At 68.7% G+C, this 19,468-nt stretch carries 20 protein-coding genes; 6 read left to right on the top strand and 14 right to left on the bottom strand.

The genetic code is table 11. The annotated features are described in order from the left end of the window. Nucleotides 1–66 precede the first annotated feature (66 nt). From ACWDNU_RS23160 to ACWDNU_RS23130, 7 genes are read right to left on the bottom strand one after another with little or no spacing between them, the layout of a single operon-like run. On the bottom strand, nt 67–948 hold the full coding sequence (locus ACWDNU_RS23160) for an ATP-grasp domain-containing protein (protein ID WP_449670431.1): 882 nt from the start codon (nt 946–948) through the stop codon (nt 67–69). Between the two features lie 17 nt (nt 949–965). Further along, the gene (locus ACWDNU_RS23155; protein WP_449670430.1) at nt 966–1,703 is read right to left on the bottom strand and encodes an SDR family oxidoreductase; all 738 of its coding nucleotides are present in this window, start codon (nt 1,701–1,703) and stop codon (nt 966–968) included. A gap of 30 nt (nt 1,704–1,733) precedes the next feature. Then, the gene (metX, locus tag ACWDNU_RS23150) at nt 1,734–2,837 is read right to left on the bottom strand and encodes a homoserine O-acetyltransferase MetX (protein WP_449670429.1); all 1,104 of its coding nucleotides are present in this window, start codon (nt 2,835–2,837) and stop codon (nt 1,734–1,736) included. Nucleotides 2,838–2,870: 33 nt separating this feature from the next. After that, nucleotides 2,871–3,833: a cysteine synthase A gene (gene cysK, locus ACWDNU_RS23145; protein ID WP_449670428.1), complete on the bottom strand. Its 963-nt coding sequence runs from the start codon at nt 3,831–3,833 to the stop codon at nt 2,871–2,873. Next, complete coding sequence (gene dapF, locus ACWDNU_RS23140; RefSeq protein ID WP_449670427.1) at nt 3,808–4,668, bottom strand: diaminopimelate epimerase; 861 nt, start codon at nt 4,666–4,668, stop codon at nt 3,808–3,810. Before dapF ends, cysK begins: the two co-directional genes overlap by 26 nt. A 34-nt stretch (nt 4,669–4,702) precedes the next feature. Further along, on the bottom strand, nt 4,703–5,521 hold the full coding sequence (locus ACWDNU_RS23135; protein WP_449670426.1) for an arginase family protein: 819 nt from the start codon (nt 5,519–5,521) through the stop codon (nt 4,703–4,705). A 13-nt stretch (nt 5,522–5,534) separates the two neighbouring features. Next, on the bottom strand, nt 5,535–6,326 hold the full coding sequence (locus ACWDNU_RS23130; RefSeq protein WP_449670425.1) for a YqcI/YcgG family protein: 792 nt from the start codon (nt 6,324–6,326) through the stop codon (nt 5,535–5,537). A 947-nt stretch (nt 6,327–7,273) separates the two neighbouring features. Here ACWDNU_RS23130 and ACWDNU_RS23125 point away from each other — a divergent pair. Next, nucleotides 7,274–8,227 carry a nucleoside-diphosphate kinase gene (locus ACWDNU_RS23125; RefSeq protein WP_449670424.1) on the top strand — a complete coding sequence of 318 codons (954 nt, stop codon included), beginning with the start codon at nt 7,274–7,276 and terminating at the stop codon, nt 8,225–8,227. A gap of 9 nt (nt 8,228–8,236) precedes the next feature. On the opposite strand, the gene ACWDNU_RS23120 is transcribed toward ACWDNU_RS23125, so the two are convergent. Next, a complete protein-coding gene (locus ACWDNU_RS23120) occupies nt 8,237–9,217 on the bottom strand; it encodes a nucleoside-diphosphate kinase (RefSeq protein ID WP_449670423.1) in 981 nt (326 codons plus the stop codon). Between the two features lie 54 nt (nt 9,218–9,271). Between ACWDNU_RS23120 and ACWDNU_RS23115 the strand changes: the two genes are divergently transcribed. Both ACWDNU_RS23115 and ACWDNU_RS23110 read left to right on the top strand, forming a co-directional pair. After that, a complete protein-coding gene (locus tag ACWDNU_RS23115; protein WP_449670422.1) occupies nt 9,272–10,312 on the top strand; it encodes a CobW family GTP-binding protein in 1,041 nt (346 codons plus the stop codon). A gap of 75 nt (nt 10,313–10,387) precedes the next feature. Beyond that, on the top strand, nt 10,388–10,657 hold the full coding sequence (locus ACWDNU_RS23110; RefSeq protein WP_370938518.1) for a hypothetical protein: 270 nt from the start codon (nt 10,388–10,390) through the stop codon (nt 10,655–10,657). 312 nt (nt 10,658–10,969) lie between these two features. Here the strand turns inward: ACWDNU_RS23110 and ligD are convergent, their stop codons facing one another. From ligD to ACWDNU_RS23095, 3 genes are read right to left on the bottom strand one after another with little or no spacing between them, the layout of a single operon-like run. Then, entirely contained in the window at nt 10,970–11,983 is a 1,014-nt protein-coding gene (gene ligD / locus ACWDNU_RS23105; RefSeq protein WP_449670421.1) for a non-homologous end-joining DNA ligase, read from the bottom strand. Further along, nucleotides 11,980–13,056 carry an ATP-dependent DNA ligase gene (locus ACWDNU_RS23100; RefSeq protein WP_449670420.1) on the bottom strand — a complete coding sequence of 359 codons (1,077 nt, stop codon included), beginning with the start codon at nt 13,054–13,056 and terminating at the stop codon, nt 11,980–11,982. The genes ligD and ACWDNU_RS23100 overlap by 4 nt, the downstream gene beginning before the upstream one ends. Before the next feature lie 41 nt (nt 13,057–13,097). Then, complete coding sequence (locus tag ACWDNU_RS23095) at nt 13,098–14,234, bottom strand: DUF1015 family protein (protein ID WP_449670419.1); 1,137 nt, start codon at nt 14,232–14,234, stop codon at nt 13,098–13,100. A gap of 87 nt (nt 14,235–14,321) precedes the next feature. On the opposite strand from ACWDNU_RS23095, the gene ACWDNU_RS23090 reads away from it, so the two are divergent. Then, complete coding sequence (locus tag ACWDNU_RS23090) at nt 14,322–15,848, top strand: MDR family MFS transporter (protein ID WP_449670418.1); 1,527 nt, start codon at nt 14,322–14,324, stop codon at nt 15,846–15,848. Here the strand turns inward: ACWDNU_RS23090 and ACWDNU_RS23085 are convergent. Then, complete coding sequence (locus ACWDNU_RS23085; RefSeq protein WP_449670416.1) at nt 15,845–16,729, bottom strand: TIGR03854 family LLM class F420-dependent oxidoreductase; 885 nt, start codon at nt 16,727–16,729, stop codon at nt 15,845–15,847. The two genes, ACWDNU_RS23090 and ACWDNU_RS23085, sit on opposite strands and share 4 nt — an antisense overlap. Nucleotides 16,730–16,793: 64 nt before the next feature. After that, entirely contained in the window at nt 16,794–17,237 is a 444-nt protein-coding gene (locus ACWDNU_RS23080) for a MarR family winged helix-turn-helix transcriptional regulator (protein ID WP_116203003.1), read from the bottom strand. Nucleotides 17,238–17,341: 104 nt separating this feature from the next. Between ACWDNU_RS23080 and ACWDNU_RS23075 the strand changes: the two genes are divergently transcribed. Together ACWDNU_RS23075 and ACWDNU_RS23070 are read left to right on the top strand one after the other, a co-directional pair. Next, nucleotides 17,342–17,737, top strand: a complete 396-nt coding sequence (locus tag ACWDNU_RS23075) for a DUF5313 domain-containing protein (protein WP_370938523.1) — start codon at nt 17,342–17,344, stop codon at nt 17,735–17,737. 12 nt (nt 17,738–17,749) lie between these two features. Further along, complete coding sequence (locus tag ACWDNU_RS23070) at nt 17,750–18,679, top strand: RluA family pseudouridine synthase (protein WP_449670415.1); 930 nt, start codon at nt 17,750–17,752, stop codon at nt 18,677–18,679. Here ACWDNU_RS23070 and ACWDNU_RS23065 read toward each other — a convergent pair. Then, nucleotides 18,672–19,445: a class I SAM-dependent methyltransferase gene (locus ACWDNU_RS23065; RefSeq protein ID WP_449670414.1), complete on the bottom strand. Its 774-nt coding sequence runs from the start codon at nt 19,443–19,445 to the stop codon at nt 18,672–18,674. The genes ACWDNU_RS23070 and ACWDNU_RS23065 overlap by 8 nt on opposite strands. Between the last annotated feature and the right edge of the window lie 23 nt (nt 19,446–19,468).

The following is a 19,468-nucleotide window of genomic DNA, read 5'->3' as shown; positions in this document are numbered from 1 at the left end:
GGCCCAGGGGGCCGTGCACGCAACTCCCTCAGACGCCGACGCGATCCCGCGTTGTGGTTGGGGTGGTCAGGCGCCGACTCGGTCGGCTAGAACGGTGGCGAATCGCAGGGCGCTGCCGTCGCCGAAGGGTAGGTTGAGCGACGGTTCGCAGATGTCCAGTTCCAGCACCCGCGGCTGTCCTCGGTCATCGCGGACCAGGTCGACGCGGCCGTACAGCAGCGGCCGGTCCAGGCCCAGATGGCTGGCGGCGGCGTCGAGAGCGGCAGCGGCGACCGCGCGTTCGTCCTGGTCGGCGACGCGCGGTTTGCGGAAGTCGAGCGTCGGGACGTGCACGGTTCCGTCCGGCATCAGCATCGCGGCCTTGCGGATCGCGTGGCTGTACTCCCGGTCGAAATAGATCAGGTTCGTTTCGCCGTCCCGGTCGACCGACTCGAGATACGGCTGGACGAGCGCGTGCCCGCCTTCGCCGAACAGCTTCGACAGGTGCGCGGCGGCTTCAGCAGCCGCCGGCCGGGTGAATCGGCGGACGTTGCGCGAGTACGCGCCGATCCCCGGCTTGACGACGATTTCCGTGGCGTCGCGATGCTTCTCCAGCACTTCCCGCACCACGACGTCCGGATCGTCCCCAGGGGCAGCGAACCGGCTCGGGACGACCGGGACGCCGAGCGCGGCCAGGTCCGCCAAGTAGGACTTGTCCAGCGCCCACCGGGCGACCGCGAGCGGGTTGAGCAGGAGCGTCGCCTCCTCGACCCGTTCGCACCACGCCAGGAACTCCGGCAGCTGGTCCACGTAGTTCCACGGCGAGCGCAGCACGACCGCGTCGAACCGCGCCCAGTCGACCTCGGCGTCCTCCCACTGGCAGACTTCGGTCTCCAGACCGACCTTCGCGCAGGCCTCGCGCAGCAGCGGCATGTCGTAGTCGATGGGCAGGCTGACCCGGTCGGTCACGAGAGCAACGGTGCGGGTCACCACGGCAGGACCTTCCCGGCGTGGAAGTAGCTGCCGCTTGGGCCGTCCTCGTCGAGAAGCGCGAGTTCGACACTCGTCACGGCACCGTCCGCGGGTTCGAGGTCGCCCGCTCCGTCGTTCATGCCGGTCTTGGTGTAGCCGGGATGCGCCGAGTTGACCTTGATCGGCGTGTCGCGCAGCTCGTACGCCAGGTGCACGGTCCACGAGTTCACCGCGCTCTTCGTGGCGCTGTAGGCCGGAAGTGCCTTGAAGGTGTCGCTGTGGGTGTAGGATCCGGGGTCGCTGTGCCGGGTGAGCGAACCGAGCAGGCTCGACACGTTCACGATCCGCCCGGCGGCCGACTTGCGGATGAGCGGCAGCATGGCCAGCGTCGTCTCGACCGTGCCGAACAGGTTGGTGTCGAAGGTTTCCCGCCATTCGGCGAGCGTCTGCTCGGACGGCTGCTTGCCGTACTTCTCGATCCGCACGGCCGCGTTGTTGACCAGGATGTCGAGCCGTCCGTACCGGGTTTCGAGCTCCGCCGCGGCGTCCTCGATGCTCTTCGGATCGGTCACGTCGAGCTGAAGTCCTTCGACGGCAAGACCCGCGTCGCGCAAGCCCGTCGCGGCAGTCTCGACGGCGGCTTCGTCGCGCCCGCTCAGCACCACCTGCACGCCGCGTTCGGCGAGCTGTCGCACGATCTCGAACCCGATGCCGCGGTTGGCCCCGGTGACCAGGGCAATGGTGTCGTCCAAATCGGTCTCGCTCTCTTGTCGGTCCGGCGGTCACAGGGTGGACAGGAATTTCGCCACCGGCGGCCCGAAACTGTCGAGGTCCGCCAGGAACGCGTCGTGGCCGAGATCGGATTCCAGCGCGAGGAACTCGACGTCCGCGCCGCCCGCCCGCAATCCGTCGGCGATCTGCCGCTGCTGGTGCAACGGGAACAGGATGTCCGTCTCCGTGCCGATCACGAGCGCTTGATCGACCCGCAACCGCGCCAGCGCCTCGTCAGTACCGCCGTCGCACAGCTCGCCAAGGTCGAACCAGTCCATGCTGCGGCTGAGGTAGAGGTAGCTGTTGGGATCGAAGCGGCGCACGAACCGGCGCGCGTGATGGTCCAAATAGAACTCGACGGCGAACTCGGGGCCGAACGCCGCGCCCCCGATCCCGGACCGCTCGCGGCCGAACCGGCGTTCCCATTCCCGCGCCGACCGGTACGTGGTCATGCCGATCTTGCGCGCGGTGAGCATGCCGCGTTCCGGATAGCGTTCCGGAAGGTACTGTCCGTCGTTCCACAGTGGATCCGACCGGATCGCTTCCCGTTGCACGGAACGGATCGCGATCGAGTACGGCAGCGAGTGCGCGGCCGCGGAGATGCTGAGGTGGCTGCGCGCCAGATCCGGATGCCGGGCCAGCAACGCGAGCGCGCTCATCCCGCCCATCGACGCGCCGACGACGCACGCCAGCCGCTCGAATCCCAGATGCCGCACGGTGTTCGCCGCGGCATCCGCGATGTCCTCAATGGACAGTTCGGGAAAGCCGAGCCGATATGGCTGCCCGGTCGCCGGGTCGAGCGAGGCGGGCCCGGTCGATCCTTGACAGCCGCCGAGCGAGTTCACGCAGATCACATGCCACTGGTCGGTGTCGATCGGCTTGCCGGGCCCCAGCATCGACTCCCACCAGCCGGGCGCGGGGTCCTCCGGACTGGACGCCGCGTGCGCGTCCGGCGAAAGCCCGGTGAGCAGGAGGACGACGTTGTCCCGTGCTGAAGAAGGCTCTCCGAAGGTCTCGTAACCGACGCGCGCGCCGTGCAGCACGCCGCCGCGTTTCATGGCGAATCTCTCCGGCAGCAGGGCGAACCGCGTGGCCGGAGGAATGAATTCGTGCATCACGTTCCCCAGGTGGTCGGGCGAGAGTGCGCGTTACTCGCCGAGCGAGGCCAGCCATTCGTCGTCCGAACCGTCGCTGATCCCTTCGAACCAGAAACTGGACAGATACCGTTCGCCGGTGTCGGGCAGCATCGCGAGCAGGACCGCGCCCTCGGGCGAGCTCTCCGCTTCGCGCAGCGCGGCGGCGAGGGTCGCGCCCGCGGACATTCCGGCGAAGATGCCCTCCTCGGCGGCCAGACGGCGCGCGGTGTCCCTGGCCAGCTCGTCGTCGATCGTCACCAGCTCGTCGATCACGGTGCGGTCCAGCACGCCGGGGACGAAGTTCGGAGCCAATCCCTGCAGCTGGTGCAGATTCCACGACTGCCCGGCCAGCACGGCCGCCTTTTCCGGTTCCAGCACGACGGTCCGCACGTCGGGGCGGGCGAGCTTGAGCATCTGCCCGACGCCGGTGATCGTGCCGCTGGTGCCGAATCCGGTGACGAAGGTGTCCAGCCGTTTCCCAGCGAAGTCGGAAAGGATCTCCGCGGCCGTGGTCTCCCGGTGGTACGCGGGGTTCGCCGGGTTCTCGAACTGGCGGGCGCGGAACCAGCCGTGCTTCTCGGCCAGGTCGTCGGCGATCCGGTTGCCGCCGAGGCTGCCGAGGTGGCCGGGAAACAGCAGCACCTTGCCGCCGTAAGCGCGAATCAGCTTGCGCCGCTCCACCGAATACGTGTCGCCGAGGACCGCGACGAACTGGTACCCGCGAGCGGCCGCCACCATCGCCAGCGCGATGCCGACGTTGCCGGACGTGCATTCCACGATCGTGTCGCCGGGCTTGAGCTCTCCCCTCGCCTCGGCGTCGAGGACGATGGCCAGCGCCAGCCGGTCCTTCACCGAGCCGCCCGGGTTGAACGACTCGACCTTGACGTACACCGAGACGTGCCCGGGCGCCATCCGGTTCAGCCGCACGATCGGCGTGCGGCCGATCGCGTCAAGAATGCTGGAATACAGCGGCATGTCGGAATTCTCCTTCGTACACAGTCGTGGCCGGGCCGGCCAGGACGATCGGCTCCTCTTCGGCGGGCCAGCCGACCCGGAGTTCCCCGCCGGGCACCTCGACCGTCACGGTCCGGTCGAGCCGCCCGGCCCGGATCAGGACCGCGGCGGCCGCACAAGCCCCGCTGCCGCAGGCGAGCGTCTCGCCCGCGCCGAATTCGTGGACCCGCAAGCGGATCCGGTCTCGGGCCACGACCTCGGCGAATCCGACGTTGACCGTCGGCGGCAGTCCGGGCAGCGCCCGCACGGCAGGACCGAGCCGGGCCACCGGGGCGCTGCCGACGTCGTCGGCTTCGAGGACCACGTGCGGGTTGCCGGTGGAGGCCGCCGCGAAGCGGACAGGAGTCCCGTCCGCCAGCACGGCCTCGTACCGGCCGTCCCGGCTCGCGAAGCCGGACAGCGGGATCTGCCCGGGAGCGAACCGCGGCACGGTCAGCCCGATGCTGAACGCGTTGTTTCCCAGCACTTCCACCGGATGTGTCCCGCTTGGACTGTCGATCTCGAACGCCGGCGGACGCGCCAGCCCGGCCCGGACGAGCCAGGAGGCGACACAGCGGGCGCCGTTGCCGCACTGCATCGAGCTTTCTCCCGCCCCGGTCCAGATCTCGAACGCGGCGGCCGCGGAAGCACTGCGCGGCGGCCGGATTCCCAGGATCAGGTCACAGCCGACGCCGGTGTGCCGGTCGGCGAGCGCCCGGCACAGTTCCGGCGTCGGCGCGGGTGCGTCCCGCAGGTCGAGTACGACGAAATCGTTGCCGCACCCGTGCATTTTGGTGAACGGAAGCGAAGGACTCACCCGCGCCGCCCTACGACGGCCGTCGCGCGCCGGTTCATCGCACCGCCGCGGTCTCGAACACCGGGGCGACCATGTCCATAATGGACTCGATGGCGCGCGCGTCGGTGCTTTCGTCGCCGGTCGCGGCGAACTCGGCCAGTTCGAGACCGAGGACGTCGGCGGCCGGAATCGCCTCCAGGATCTCGCGGATCGCACCCGGCGCCAGGCCGTCCGGCACGTGGTAATCGGCGGGCACCGTGCCCGGTTCGAGCACGTCCCAGTCGATGTGCACCCACACCCGCGCGCCGCCGACGGCCGCCGCGACCCGCTGCCCGGTGACGTCCGCCGGGGCGAGGATCCGGACGCCCGCCTTGTCCAGCAATTCGCGTTCGGACGGATCGATGTCGCGCGCGCCGACGAGGACGACCCGGCTGGGGTCCACGCCCGCGCCGTGCCCGCTTTCCCACAGGCCGCACGCGCCCGACAGCGCCATTCCGCCGAGGTAGCCCGATTCCGTGGTGTCCGGGGTGTTGAAGTCGCCGTGCGCGTCGATCCACAGCACCGCGCAGTCCGGGTGCGCCCGGATCGCGGCCGGCAGCGTCGCCAGGCTGGCCGAGCAGGTGTTGGCCGCGAGCACCGTGCGCCGTCCGGCCGCGACACTCGCCGAAACCGCTTGCGCCAGAACGGAAAGCGTCTCTTCCGCAGCCAGGAGGCTGACCGTCCAGTCGTCGTCCTCCGGGCCGGCGGGCGTGCCGACGAAACGGGCCTCGACGCCGTACCGCTGTTGGAGTGCCCGCGCCGTGCGCGCCGCGCCTTCGATCATTCCTGAGCCGCGATCGCCGATGCGGCCTTGGGAAACGATCACTTCCATCATCGCCTGTCTCCGATCAGGTAGGGGCCGCGGCCCCGTCCGGCTGCGCGGTTTCGTTCGCCCGGAAGGAAAACGGGCACGTATCGGTCCGGTCGACGTCGTCCTCGGGCAGGCCGTACTGCCACCATTCGAGCCCGGCGACGCCGTAGGAGCCGAGCTGGCGGGCGCGCGGGGCGCCGTCGTAGCGGTCGATCCTCGCCCGGATGTTGCTGCGGACCTTGCGGCCGCTCGGGGTGTCGCCCGCGACCACGTCGAACCGCTCGCGCGGGTTGACCACGAGCACGAAGTGCGCGCCAAGGTTGCGGCTGCGCCGGACTTCGTGCGCGGGATTGCTCATGTTGATGAAAAGCGGCATTCCGTTGAAACACATGGACCACGAGCTTTCGCCGGGGTCGGTGCCGACGTTTTCCGGCCACGGCGCCGGGTCGACGTGGTGCAGCTTCTGGATCACCTCCCAGCCGAACGCCTGGTACCCGGCAACGGACCGGGCGGAGACGGCCGAGGGCGAGAAAACGATCAGCAAGGGGTACGCGGTGTCGAGATGACCGTTCCAGTTGCGGGAAAGCTCGACGTAATCAGCGAGCGCGGCGCCGAGTCTCGCGATACCGTCCGGTCCGACGTCCTCGGCGAAGGCGAACAGGAGCAGCCTCTTCCGGAACGCGTTTCTCGAGAAGACACAAGGGAAACCGCGGTCGGTGAGCCTTGACTCGACGTCGCGGAACGCCGCGGCGCGCCAGTCGGTTCCGAATGTTTCGGCCTCCTGCTGGGTGATCAAGGTCGTGCTGCGGGATTCGAGCGATGCGTGCATTCCGGCCCTCCGGGAATGGTCTTCCTCGGGATGTGTGGTCCTCTCCGCCGTCCGGCCGGGCCTCAGTCGCGGGAGCCGGTCGTGCGGGATTTCCCCGGCGGACCCGCGGAACGGATTCCGGCTGGTCGACGGCCGCCCCGGTGCGGCGTCGATCGTCCGGGAACGCGAAGCGCCGCCGGTGCGGACGGTGGCGCGGGTGTGCTCGGCTGCGCGGTGCTCGGGAGTGCTGGGTGCGCAGCGTGCTGAGTGCCGTGCGAGTACAGGGTGTTCGCGCAGCCGACCGGTCCGGCGCCCGCGGCGCGTCCGGGGCTCACCCGCGCCCGTCCGCACCCGGCACGGCCGTGTGCGAGCCGCGATTCGGAGCCGCTGGCGGTTATTCCCCCACTGGACCAGCGCTGCCCCTCAGACTCTATGGACCCGGGCAAACCGGCGCAGCGACCATCCGGGTGAACAACATTCTACGCGAAAAAAAGGAATATCGGAGAATCTGTCGACGCAATGCCCGGAACCGAGCAATTCGCTTCCGGCATCCGGCGCAATCCCGGGACGGGAGGGTGCGGGATCGACAGCGATAACCGGTACGGACCACTGAAACCGCCTGGCAGCAGGGACAAAACGTGTCCGTCCACAGTAGACTTTTGGTACTCGCGCGTTCCGCGTTCCACCGGAGGATTGCCTGGTCCGGTTCCGCTGGTCAGCCGTCGATCCCGCCTTCGCCGTAGCCTGATCGGCCGCCGCGGAATCCGCCATCCCGCCCACCAAGCGGCGAAACTTCGCATATTCCGGACGAAGCGAATTTCGTCGACATCCGCTGCGCGTGACAGCGGCCCGCGGAAGGTGTTCGGCATTTCTTGGCAAACTGCTCATCGGTGCTTCACACAGCGCTCCCGTCGACAGCCTCCGCTCCCGGAGTGTCTCCGGGATATCATCGCGGCAGAGGATCGAGCATGGGGGCAAAGATCGACGACATGGACTGGGCCGCGCTCACGCGAATGCCCGCGAAGCGCACCGCTTACCGCCGCGAAACCTACTTCCGGGAAGGCGCCCGCGACGTCGCCCGGTTCCTCGGCGACCAGGCCCCAGAGGCTCTGCGCCGGCACGCGCTGCTGATGGTCAAACCGGACGGCATCGCCGCGGGCAAGGTGCGCCCGGTGCTCGACTGGCTGAGCGAGCAGGGCTTCGCCGTCCAAGCCGTGCAGCGCCCGGCGTTCACCGGCCTGCTGTGGCGGGAAATGTGGCGGTACCAGCTGACGTCGGCCACGGTGGACCGGCTCGCGCTGAACGACCTCGTCTATGTCGGCTTCGGGCTGCTGCTGCTCGTGCGGGACGAGCGGCCAGGGCCGATGCCCGCGACGGCGCGGCTGGCCTCGCTGAAAGGCTCAGCAGACCTGGCACAGCAGAAGCCCGGCACGCTGCGCGCCCTGCTGCGCCAGCACAACCGCAACTTCAGTTACGTCCATGTCGCCGACGAGCCCGCCGACCTGGTCCGGGAACTCGGCCTGCTGCTCGGCCCGGCGCAACGGCGGGAGGCACTGACCGGACTGGCCTCCGACGCGCCGACCGGTCTCCCGTTGCTCGAAGAAGCACTCGCCGTCGAAGCCACCGCCGTCCCGCGGACCTTCGACGCCGACGCGGCCGCCGATGCCGTGGTGGACGCGCTCAAGCGGTCCGAGCGCGGCGGCCAGGCGCTCCAGCTGCTGGAACGCCTGCGGTTCGGGGAATCCGTGCCCTGGGTCGAGGTCGCCGAGGCCGTCGCCGCGAGCGGAGCCGAGGTCGATCGCTGGGACCTCGCCGCGGTCGGGGCGAGCCTGATCGAATGCGACGAGCCCGGCGAGACGAAGCTGATCGCCAACCCGCCTCCCGTGCTCTGGGACAAGCCCCGGGTGCGGCGTCCTTTGTAGACGAACTGGTCAGCTAACCGGAGGCCGCCCCGCTTGTGCCGTCCACGCTTCCGCCGAAACCGGCGGCAGCAGCGCATGCGGTACCGGGCGCTCGTTGTGCACCACGAACGACGCCGTCACGATCACGTCCCAGCGGTCGGCCTTCTCGAAGGGCACCAGCTCGGCCAGCTCGTCCCAGGTGATCCGCTCCCCGCCCGCCGCGATTTCCCGCAACCGGGCGACCGCGGACTCGCCCGTCACCGGGGCCAGCCGGTCCAGCGTCGCGTCGATATCCAGGTCGTGCGCCGGGCAATCCGCTTCGATGGCAGCGATCTCGGCGCGCGCCCGCGCCGTGCGATCCTCGGCGAGATGCGCCCGCAGCTCCGCGAGAAACCGGAGCCGCTCCGGGCGGTCGAGGAAAATCGCCAGCTCGCGCACGATGTCCGCCGGTTCGTCGCCGACGTGCACGAAGTTCAGGATCCGGTTGGGCGGGTTCAGCTTCGTGCGCAGATGATGCGGCTTGCGCTGGGCCGGATCGCCGACGCCCTTCAGCTCGCAGAGCCGGACCGTCGCGGGCAATCCGGCGACCGGGCGGACATCGCGCGCCAGGAACAGCAGCACATCATTGGCGAGATAGTAGAAAGTGCATAACTGCAGCCGGTCCACGGTGTAGATGTGCCAGTCGTAGCGCCACACCTCGCGCATCGAATGCCGGGTGTAGCCGAAGCGCGTGGTGGCGACCGGCACGAAACCGTTGTCCGCCAGGTACTCCATGATGATGCCGAGCCTGCGGCCGACCACCGCGTCCGGTTTGACCACGAGCATCGCCAGCCCGCCGAGCACGTCGGTCGCGTCGCCGCCGAAGACCGAGAGCACGTCCGCCCAGCACTCGCGGAAGTACAGGTCGCAGCCGTAGACCTCCCGTTTCTCCGGCACGACCGACAACTGCCGCCACTGCCCGGCCGTCGGCATGCCGTCGACCCGGTCCTGCTTGCCTGGCGTCCAGATCATCCGGTCATCGTGCCAGGTATCGTCGACGGCCCGGACGACAGAAGGGGTTGAAGCGTGGCCAGGCAGCGGGTTCCGGTAGTTCTCGTCGCGGGTTTTCTCGGCGCGGGAAAGACCACGATGCTCAATCACCTGCTCGCCAATCGCCAGGGCGCCAGGGTCGGCGTGGTGGTCAACGACTTCGGCCAGGTGAACATCGACGCGCTCGCGGTCGCCGGGCAGGTCGACACCATGGTGTCGCTCGGCAATGGCTGCTTGTGCTGCGCGGTGGACGCCAGCGGGCTCGACGCCATGCTCGGCAAGCTGTCGCGGCCTGAGGCGGGTATCGACGTGATCGTCGTGGAGGCCAGCGGGATCGCGGAGCCGCGCGACCTGCTGCGGTTGATGATCGCCAGCGAGAACCCGGACATTCGGTACGGCGGGCTGGTCGAGGTTGTCGACGCGGTGGAGTTCGAGGCCACGCGGGAGCGGCATCCCGAGCTTGCCGAACATCTGCGGGTTGCTGACCTGGTGGTTCTCAACAAGGTCGATCGGGCTGACGCGGACGCGGTGGCCAAGGTGCGGGGCGTGGTCGAGGAATACGCGCCTGGGGTGCCGGTGGTGCTGACCGAGCGCGGGAGGATTGATCCGGCGTTGTTTTTCGACCCGCGGCCTCGGGAAAGTTACGGACAGTTGTCGTTTGACGATCTTCGTGAGCATGATCATTCCGAGCATTTGCACGCGCGTTATGAGAGTGTCGCGTTCACGTCGGACCGGCCGCTTTCGCCTCGGCGGTTTATGGCCTTTTTGGAGAGCCGGCCTGCTGGGTTGTATCGGGTCAAGGGGCAGGTTGACCTTGGGGTCGAGGGGGCTCGGTCTCGGTTCGGCTTGCATACAGTGGGGGCGTTTGTGCAGGTCGAACGGTCGACTTGGCCTGCCGGCGGACGTCGGACCGAGTTGGTGTTGATCGGGGCCGGGATTGATGCGGCTCGGGTTGAGCGGGAGCTTCGGGCTTGCGTGGACGAGGACGCGGGCGCTGACGAGCGGGGACTTTTGCGCTTTCTCCGGTATTTGGACGAGCCCGACGAGGAGTCGCCGCGCCACGCCGAAGATGGCTAAACGCGCCGGTTGCGGCGGTGGGGGTCGCAGTATGGCCGGGTAGCTCGAAACAGCCTCTTTGGAGGACGAGTTCCCATGGCGAAGACGATCGCGGCCCGGTGGTATTTGGTCGGCGCGTTGCCGGAGGAGGATCCGGTCGCGCATCTGATGACTCGCGCGGACGATCTGCGGTATCGGCGGTCTGCCTGCGGGGAGCGGGATTCCCGGACGTGGACGCCGGTGGATTTGACCGAGCCCGGGACTGGGCACGTCACCCCTTGTCCCGGGTGCGTGGCCAGCTTGTCCGGCGCTCCTGCGGGGTCTGGATCCGAGGAGCAGTTGGCGTTTGATCTTTCGCTGGGGTGAGTTCGGCTCGTCGCCCGGCGGCGACATTGCCGTCCTTGGTTGCGTGGGGCACCCCGAAGCTTGATTGTGATGACGGTCTGAGGGTGCTTGTCAAGGCTGGAAAGATGCCTTGACAACCACCCTCAGACCGCATTTTGGCTTCGTATCGGGGTGCGGGGGTGGTGTGAGTGCCTCGATGGTTGGGCGCATCGGCTGCGGGTTCGCGGGTGGGGCTAGCGCCGGCAGGGCAGGGCGGTCCGTGAAGGAGCCCATTCCAGCCCGCCGAAGGTCGTGAGGGTGGCCCTCACGGACAGTGCGCTGGCCGCAACTGCGTCAGTCTTCGGCAGCCACCTTCTTGGCCCGGCTGGGTGCGACCCGAGGCGGCTCGTTCGGCATCTTCGGGTAGACGGGCGGCCAGGGGGCGTCCATCAGGCCGCTGGCCAGGTCCTCCTTCGACAGCTCCAGCAACGCCTCGATCGATTGCGGCCGATCGTTCGCGCCTGCCCACGGGTCGCCACGCTCCGCGACCAGTGCCGGGACGGTCGAGAGCGTCAGAGTGTCCGGCTCCACCGTTGCCAGTTCGTCCCAGGTGATCGGCGTCGACACCTGTCCGCCCAGCCTCGGCCGCACGCACCAAGCGCCGAAGACCGTTTTGTGCGGCGCGTTTTGGTTGAAGTCCACGAATACCCGTGAGCCGCGTTCTTCTTTCCACCATTGTGCGGTGATGAGATCTGGGTGGCGGCGTTCCAAGGCTCGCGCCAAAGCTACTGCGGCTGCTCGTACTTCGTAGCCGTCCCATCGTGGTTCCAGGATGGAATACAGGTGCAGGCCTCGCGAGCCCGAGGTCTTTACGTAGACTTCGATCCCCAGTTCAGCCAGGAATTCGCGCACCAGCACCGCTGCCTCGCGCAACTGCGGGAAGCCGATCCCGGGTGACGGGTCCAGGTCGATGCGCAGTTCGTCCGCGATATCCAACGCCTCCGCGCGGTTCGGCCACACGTGGAAGCCCAAGCAGCCTTGGTTTACCGCCCACAGGACGTGTGCCAGGTTCGCGGCTACCAAGGCATCGCTGGTGGTTCCGTTCGGGGTGGAAACGACGGCTGTGGTCAGCCAGGAAGGGGCGTTTTTGGGCGTGCGTTTCTGGAACCAGGATTTTCCGCCCGCACCGTCTGGATAGCGTTCCAAAAGGAGCGGCCGCCCGCCTAGCCGGTCCAGCAAGGGGCCTGCGACGGCTTGGTAATAGCGCACGAGATCGAGTTTTGTCTCGCCTCGTTCCGGAAAGTAGACCTTGTCCGGGCTGGAAATCGTCAGTTCGACGCCGTCTACTTCCAGCGGTACCCCGCTCATCGGGCCTCCCCGAACAGGTCCGCCAGTTCGGCTGGCGGGGCTTCCTCAAGTTGTGCATAGGTGCACGAATCCGGAGTTCGGTCGGGACGGAAGCGGACCAGCCGTCCGCCGTGGCGGAAGCGGCCGCCTTGCAGGTGTTCGTAGCGGACTTCGGCGACTTGTTCCGGGCGCAGCGGTTCCCAGGACAGGTCTTTGTCGGGGGCCCACCGGCTGTTCGCGCCCGGGCGGCGGACCTCGTCGGCTTGCCATTCCGCCCAGCTGCGCCACGGGTGTCCCTCGAGCGCGTTCTCGCGCCACGGGGCCAGCTCCTCGACCAGCTCCCGGCGCCGCGCCGCGGTGAAGCTGCTCGCGACGCCCACGTGGTGCAGCGAACCCTCGTCGTCGTACAGGCCGAGCAGCAGCGAGCCGACGCCCTTGCCGTCCTTGTGCCAGCGGAAACCGGCGACGACGCAGTCCGCGGTGCGCTCGTGCTTCACCTTCAGCATCACGCGTTTGTCCTGCTCGTACGGCAGATCGGCGGGTTTCGCCATGACTCCGTCGAAGCCTGCGCCCTCGAACCGGGTGAACCAGTCCTGGGCGATGTCCGGGTCCGTGGTGAGTGGTGTGAGGTGTACTCGCTGCAAGCCGCTCGAGGGGGCGAAAATCCCCTCAAGCTCGCGACGCCGATCGGCGAACGGCTTCTCAGTCAGGTCCTGCTCCCCCAGCGCGAGCAGGTCGAACGCGACGAAGCTGGCGGGCGTCTCCGCAGCGAGCTTCCGGACGCGGCTGGCCGCCGGATGCAGCCGCAGCTGCAACGCGCCGAAGTCCAGGCCGCGGGGCGTGACCAGCACGATCTCGCCGTCGACGACGCATTTGTCCGGCAGTGCGTCCCGCAGCAGGTCGACCAGCTCCGGGAAGTACCGGGTGAGGGGGCGGTCGTTGCGCGAGCCGAGTTCGACCTCGTCGCCGTCGCGGAACACCACGCAGCGGAAGCCGTCCCACTTCGGCTCATACCAGAACCCGCCGCCGCGCGGCACCTCGTGCACGGCTTTGGCGAGCATCGGCCGCACCGGCGGCATCAGGGGTAGCTCCACCTGCGCGATCCTAAGCGGAACAGACGCTGACCTGCACCTTTTTACCAGCGCGCCAGCACCAATCCGCCCCGCGGCTTGGGCGTGAAGTACGTAGCCTTCCGCGGCATCCGACGCCCCGCCGCGTGCACTGCCTGCACCGTCTCGAACGGCACCGGGGCCAGTTGCACCACGGCGTCCGCGTCCGGCGGGACCGGGCTGCCCGGCAGCAGCGGGCGGACGTGCGGGCCGTCCGGGTCGAGGCCGAGCGCCGAGCCGAGCAGCAGCTGTTCCACCACCTCGTGGTCGATCACCAGCGGATCTGACCCGGGCAGCCGCACCCGCAGCACGCGCGAGCCGGCCAGCACGACCGCGGTACCGGGGCAGGAAGGCGGGGTCGTGTCGTCCGACCAGGTCACGTCCAGCCCAGCCGCCTGCCAAGCCGCGACCAGGGTCTCGGCGGTGTGCCCAGTCCCGAGGAGCACCCGGTTGATCGCCCGGATCTCCAGCTGCGAGCCCGCCGTGATCAGCGCCAGCAGCTGACCGCTCCCTGCCGCGGCCGCGACCCGGTGATTTCCGTCCGCCACCAGCAGATCGCTCGCCGACGCGGCCTCCAGCAGCCGTTCCTGCGTCTCGCCGGGGCCCACCACCCACAGCTCGTGCGACAGTCCTGCCCGGTCCACAGTGGACACATCAGGATCCGCTGAGCTCGACGCTTCCTTGACCGCCGCGGTGAGATCCGCGCCGTCGCCGACCGGCACGAGGAGGGCGGCGCTCGTCGCGCAGCCGAGACCGTCCAGGACTGCCGCGCGCTCGGCGACCACCTCCGGATAGACCTCTTCGGTGTGCTTCACGTGCGCCCCGCCCGCGGTCAGCTCCCGGACGTCGACCACGCACAGCACTCCCGCGATGGTTTCGCCGATCCGGTAGGCCGCGACGAACCCGGTTTCCGGCCGGTAATGCCCGGTCAGCAGCCGTTCGAGCGTCGCCCGCGCCTCCGGCAGCGCGGCCTCGACGTCCAGCCCGGCCGCCAGTGCCGCGGGAGTCCGCGCCGGATGCTGCGCGGCCAGCAGCGTGTCCCCGCGAGCAGCCGCGAGCGCCCTGGTCACTGCCTCGGGTTCAGCGAACTCGTCGACATCCGGTCCCGGCACCGTGCCCTCGACGACCCAGCCCCGGCCGATCGGCCGCACCCACCTGTCCATCCCTCCATGATGACGGTCAGGCGAACACCCGTGCACCGATCGATCGGCTGGGGAATGCTTGCCGGTGCGAAGGAGTTTATTCCCGGCATGGGAACCACGAGCAGTCCGCCCGCGGCGAAACGCGCCGCCGTAGGCCTTCGTTCCGAGCGCGGACCCGTCCTCGCCGCCGTCATGCTGAGCACCGGCCTCGTGGCCCTCGACAGCACCATCATCGCCACCGCGGTCCCCTCGGTGGTCCGCGACCTCGGCGGGTTTTCCCAGTTCCCGTGGCTGTTCTCGATCTACCTGCTCACCCAGGCGGTCACCGTGCCGCTGTACGGCAAGTTCGCCGACGTCCTCGGCCGCCGCCCGGTGATGTTCTTCGGCATCGCCGCGTTCCTGCTCGGCTCGGTGCTGTGCGGGGTCGCGTGGAGCATGCCGGTGCTCATCGCGGCGCGCGCGGTGCAGGGCATCGGCGCGGGCGCGGTCCAGCCGATCAGCATGACGATGGTCGGCGACCTGTACACGGTCGAGGAACGCGCCCGGGTGCAGGGTTACCTCGCCGGCGTGTGGGCGGTCGCCTCGGTGATCGGGCCGACGCTCGGCGGCGTGTTCGCGGAATACCTCAGCTGGCGGTGGATCTTCTTCGTCAACCTGCCGCTCGGCGCGCTCGCCGCGTGGATGCTCTACCGCAAGTTCACCGAGCAGGTGAAACGCACGCGGCACAAGGTCGACTACGCCGGCGCGACCCTGCTGACGCTCGGCTGCGCGCTGCTGATCCTGGCCCTGCTGGAAGGCGGGGTCGCGTGGAGCTGGACGTCCGCGCCGAGCCTGGCGATCTTCGCCGTCGCCGGCCTGATGCTGGTCACGTTCGTGCTGGTCGAACGGCGTGCGGAGGAACCCGTGCTGCCGCTGTGGGTGTTCACCCGGCGCACGCTGATCGGCGGAAACCTCGTCGCGCTCGTGACCGGTGCGGTGCTGCTGGGCTTCAGCTCGTTCCTGCCGACGTATTCCGAAGGCGTGCTCGGCACGGACGCGCTCACCGCGGGCTTCGCGCTGGCCGCGCTCACGATCGGCTGGCCCATTGCGGCGTCGCTGTCCGGGAAGGTCTACCTGCGGATCGGATTCCGCGACACCGCGCTGATCGGCAGCGGATTCCTGCTCGTCGGGGCAGTCATGGCGACGTTCCTCGGCCTGGAATCGGTGGTCTGGATGGCCGCGGCGGCCGTGTTCGTGGTCGGGATCGGGCTCGGGCTTTCGTCGAGCCCGACCGTGGTGGCCGTGCAATCGACCGTCGGCTGGGAACGCCGCGGCGTAGTGACCGCGACCAACATGTTCAGCCGTTCGCTGGGCAGCGCGGTCGGCACGGCGATCTTCGGCGCGATCGCCAACGCCACGCTCGCCGGCCGGTTCGCGAATCCGCCCGCGGAAGTCGCCGGGCACCTTCCGGCAAGCGTCGACGCCACCAGCCGCATCCTCAGCGGCGCGCACGACAACTCGCCGGCCACGGCGTACGTCCGCGAATCGCTCGCCGGGGCCACGCACAACGTGTTCCTCGCGATCGTCGCCGTGTCGGTGCTCAGTGTCGTCGCGCTGCTGCTCATGCCCCGCAAGACCGAACAGCTGACGTTCTAGTTCTGCAACGGCACGAGTTCGCGCACGAAATCGTCGAGGAACTGCCGGTAATCGCCGGAGTATCCGGGCCGGACCACGAATTTCGTGAGTCCGGCCTCGACGTGCTGCTCGATCATCCGGCGCGCCTCGGCCCAGCTGGTGGGCACGAGTTCGGTGGCTGGACGGCCTGGGTTTCGCCGTTCGGCCACCTTCCGCAGCCCCTCCGGAATTCCGTGCAGCGCCAGGACCATGCTCAAGCCGAAGTGGTCCGATTCGACCTCTCTGTCGGCTTCGGCCGCGGCTTCCTGAATCGCCAGCCTTGCCGCCCGAGACTGGTCCGGCGTGTGGAAACTGCCGAGCCATCCGTCGGACAACCGGCCCGCGCGCCGCAAGGCCGCCGGAGCTGCCCCGCCGACCCAGACGTCGAGCCGCTTCGCCGGACGCGGTCCGATCGTCACGCCGTCGACCTGGAAAAACTCGCCGTCGAAGGACACGTTGTCCTGTTCCAGCAACAGGCGCAGCAACGCGAGCGACTCGTCGAACACCGCCGCGCGCCGCCCCTCCGGCACCGGGAACAGCGCGCGTTCTCCTGGCTGCGCGGGCATCAGCCCGAACACCGGAAGCACGCGTTTCGGGGCCAGCCCGGCGAGCGTGACCAGCTGTTTCGCGACCAGCACCGGGTTCCGTCCAGGCAGAATCGCGACGCCGGTGCCCAGCTTGAGCCGCTCGGTGCGGGCCAGCGCGTGCGTCATGCCGATCAACGGGTCGACGTCCGGCGAATAGATCACTTCCGACAGCCACAGCGAGTCGACGCCGGCCGCCTCCGTCAGCTCCGCCAAACCGGAGAATTCCGCGGGCCCGGTCCCGATTCCCGGAGCCACCCCCACCCGGATCTTGTCCACGCTCGCTCCGCTCAGTCGGCACGTTCCCTTGAGCAGAACCGGATCCGGGCGCAAGTTCTTCCCGCTAGGCGGTCGCTTCGATCACCCGGCCCAGCGCGGCGTGCAGCGCTTCCAGCTCGGAAACCTCCATGCCGAGCCGCTCCACGACGCGATACGGGATTTTCTCCGCCTCGGCGCGCAGATTCCGGCCCTTCTCGGTGAGCTCGACGGTCAACTGGCGCTCGTCGGCCCGGCTGCGGCCGCGCGTCACGTACCCGACCGCCTCCAGCCGTTTGAGCAGCGGCGACAGCGTCGCGGGCTCGTGCCGCAACGCCGTGCTGAGGTCCTTGACCGAGCGCGGCGACTGCTCCCACAGCGCCAGCATCACCAGGTACTGCGGATGGGTCAGCCCGTGCGGCTCCAGCAGCGGCCGGTAAATCGCGATCACGCTGCGCGAGGCGACCGACAGCGCGAAACACACCTGCCGGTCGAGCTTCAGCGGGTCCTCGCCAAGGTCGATCTCGGCCACTCGTCCTCCTCGTGCTCGAGCCCACCCTAGCGCGGGCTGCACCACACTAATAGTTAGTGCACTAATCGTTAGTGTACTATGGCGCCAGACCCCGAGGAGGCACGATGACCGAACGGCCCGGCGTTCTCCGCTGGTTCTGGTACGCCGTCAGCGGACGACTGCCCGAGCGCTACCAGGACTGGCTGCTGCACGACGCCACGTCCAAGCACTGGAAGGCGCGGCACGTCCTGCGCGCGTCGGTGGGCATCGCGCCGCTGTGCCTGGTCTGGCTGCTGCTGCCGGCCCCGCTCGGACTGCGGCTGGCGATCGTGCTGATGGCCGCGCTGGTGTCGTACTTCTACTCGTGCGCCTACATGGAGGAAAGCATCGACCACCGGTTGGCCCGCAACGGTTTCCCGCCCGGGACCGGCAAGCGGATCCGGCGCGAGAAGGCCGCCGAGGCCAACGCCGCGGCGACCGCCCGCTACATCGCGGCCTACCGGCAGAACCCCGCCGACTAGACTCGGGAGCCGATGAGACGCAAGCGCCCGGCCCCGATCCCGCCCCGGCACGGCCTAGACCCGGCCCGGCTGCGACTGCCCGACGAGGGCCCGTGGACGACGCTGCTGGAGCACCTGGTCGAACGCCTCCCCCGGGTCGCTCCCGCGCGGATCGAGGAAATGCTGCACGAGCAGCGAATCCACGGCGAGGACGGTCCACTGGGGATCGACGCGGCGTACGTCCCCGGTTCGTTCATCTGGTTCCACCGCGACCTGCCGGACGAGGTCCCGGTGCCGTTCGGCGTCACCGTCCTGCACCGCGACGAGCACCTGCTCGTGGTCGACAAGCCGCACTTCCTGGCGACGATCCCGCGTGGACGGCACGTGCTGGAAACCGCTTTGGTGCGGTTGCGCCGGTCGCTGGATCTGCCCGCGCTGTCCCCCGCGCACCGGCTCGATCGCGTGACGGCCGGGTTGGTGATGTTCGTGATCACGCCGTCCGCGCGGGGCGCGTACCAGACCATGTTCCGCGATCGGTTGGTGCACAAGGAATACGAGGCGATCGCGCCGTACGATCCTTCCTTGGAGCTGCCCCGGACTGTGCGCAGCAGGATTATCAAGGAGCGCGGCGTGCTGGCCGCGCAGGAGGTTCCCGGGCCGCCGAATGCGGAGTCCACTGTGGAGCTTCTGGAGCATCGGGACGGGTTGGGTCGTTATCGCCTCACCCCTGCGACTGGACGTACGCATCAGTTGCGGGTTCACATGTGTTCTTTAGGGACTCCCATTCTTGGCGATGACTTTTATCCGGAGCTGCACGAGAAGCCGTTGGACGACTTCACGAAACCGTTGCAGTTGCTGGCTAAAGTGCTGGAGTTCGACGATCCGCTGAGCGGCGAGCACCGCCGGTTCACCAGCCGCCGGACGCTCACGGCTTGGGATTCGCTGGACGAATGGGCTAGTTGACAGCTACCGCCAGGAAATGCGCGCTGGCGTTGATCAGGAGCGGATCTTGCTCGACCAGACGGGCGCATCGAAGGGCCGCGTCCACGCGTGCGTCGAACTCGTCGATACCGGCCACGTCCAGCGCTGGCCAGGCCGGGCCTTCCACGCCGTACACCGAAATCTCCGACAGGCCAGCGGTTTCCAGCTCGTTGCTCAGCTCCTCCGCAGTGTGGAAGTGCGCGGGGACGAAACCGACGTGGCCGTCGTAGCGTCCGGTGTCGAGAACAGCTTCCACCGACGGTGTTAGCTGCTCGGCGAGCTGGCCGTTTGTCCCGGTTTCCATGACCGAGAGGTAACGGCTGATCGCGGCGGCGAATAGCAATCCGCCAGGCCGAAGCACGCGCCGAGCTTCCGCAATTGCCTGCGCACGGTCATCGAATTCGGTCAGATGATAGAGCGGGCCCATTAACAGCACGACATCCGCGCTGTTGTCGGGCCAAGTCAAAGCTCGCGCATCGCCGACTTCCGCTGTAACGCCTTCGATGCGCGCCGCCTCCGCGACATGACCGGCCACCGGATCGACTACGTGGGCCGAATGTCCGTCCGCGGCAAGCCATCGGGCGTGCGCCCCGGTCGCCCCGCCGACGTCGAGCACTCTCTTGCCAGGCCCCGATATCGCTCTGCGCACTAGTTCCTGCGTGCGCCGGAACTCGAGCCTGCCGTGCGGCGATCGGAAAAGACGGGTGTTCTCAGCAGTTTCAGTGTCGTAATGCTCAACCAGAGTCATGACCGCCACAGTGGCCGACTTCC

It is taken from the genome of Amycolatopsis sp. NPDC003676 (assembly GCF_053587275.1).
This window is presented reverse-complemented; position numbering and strand designations above follow the sequence as displayed.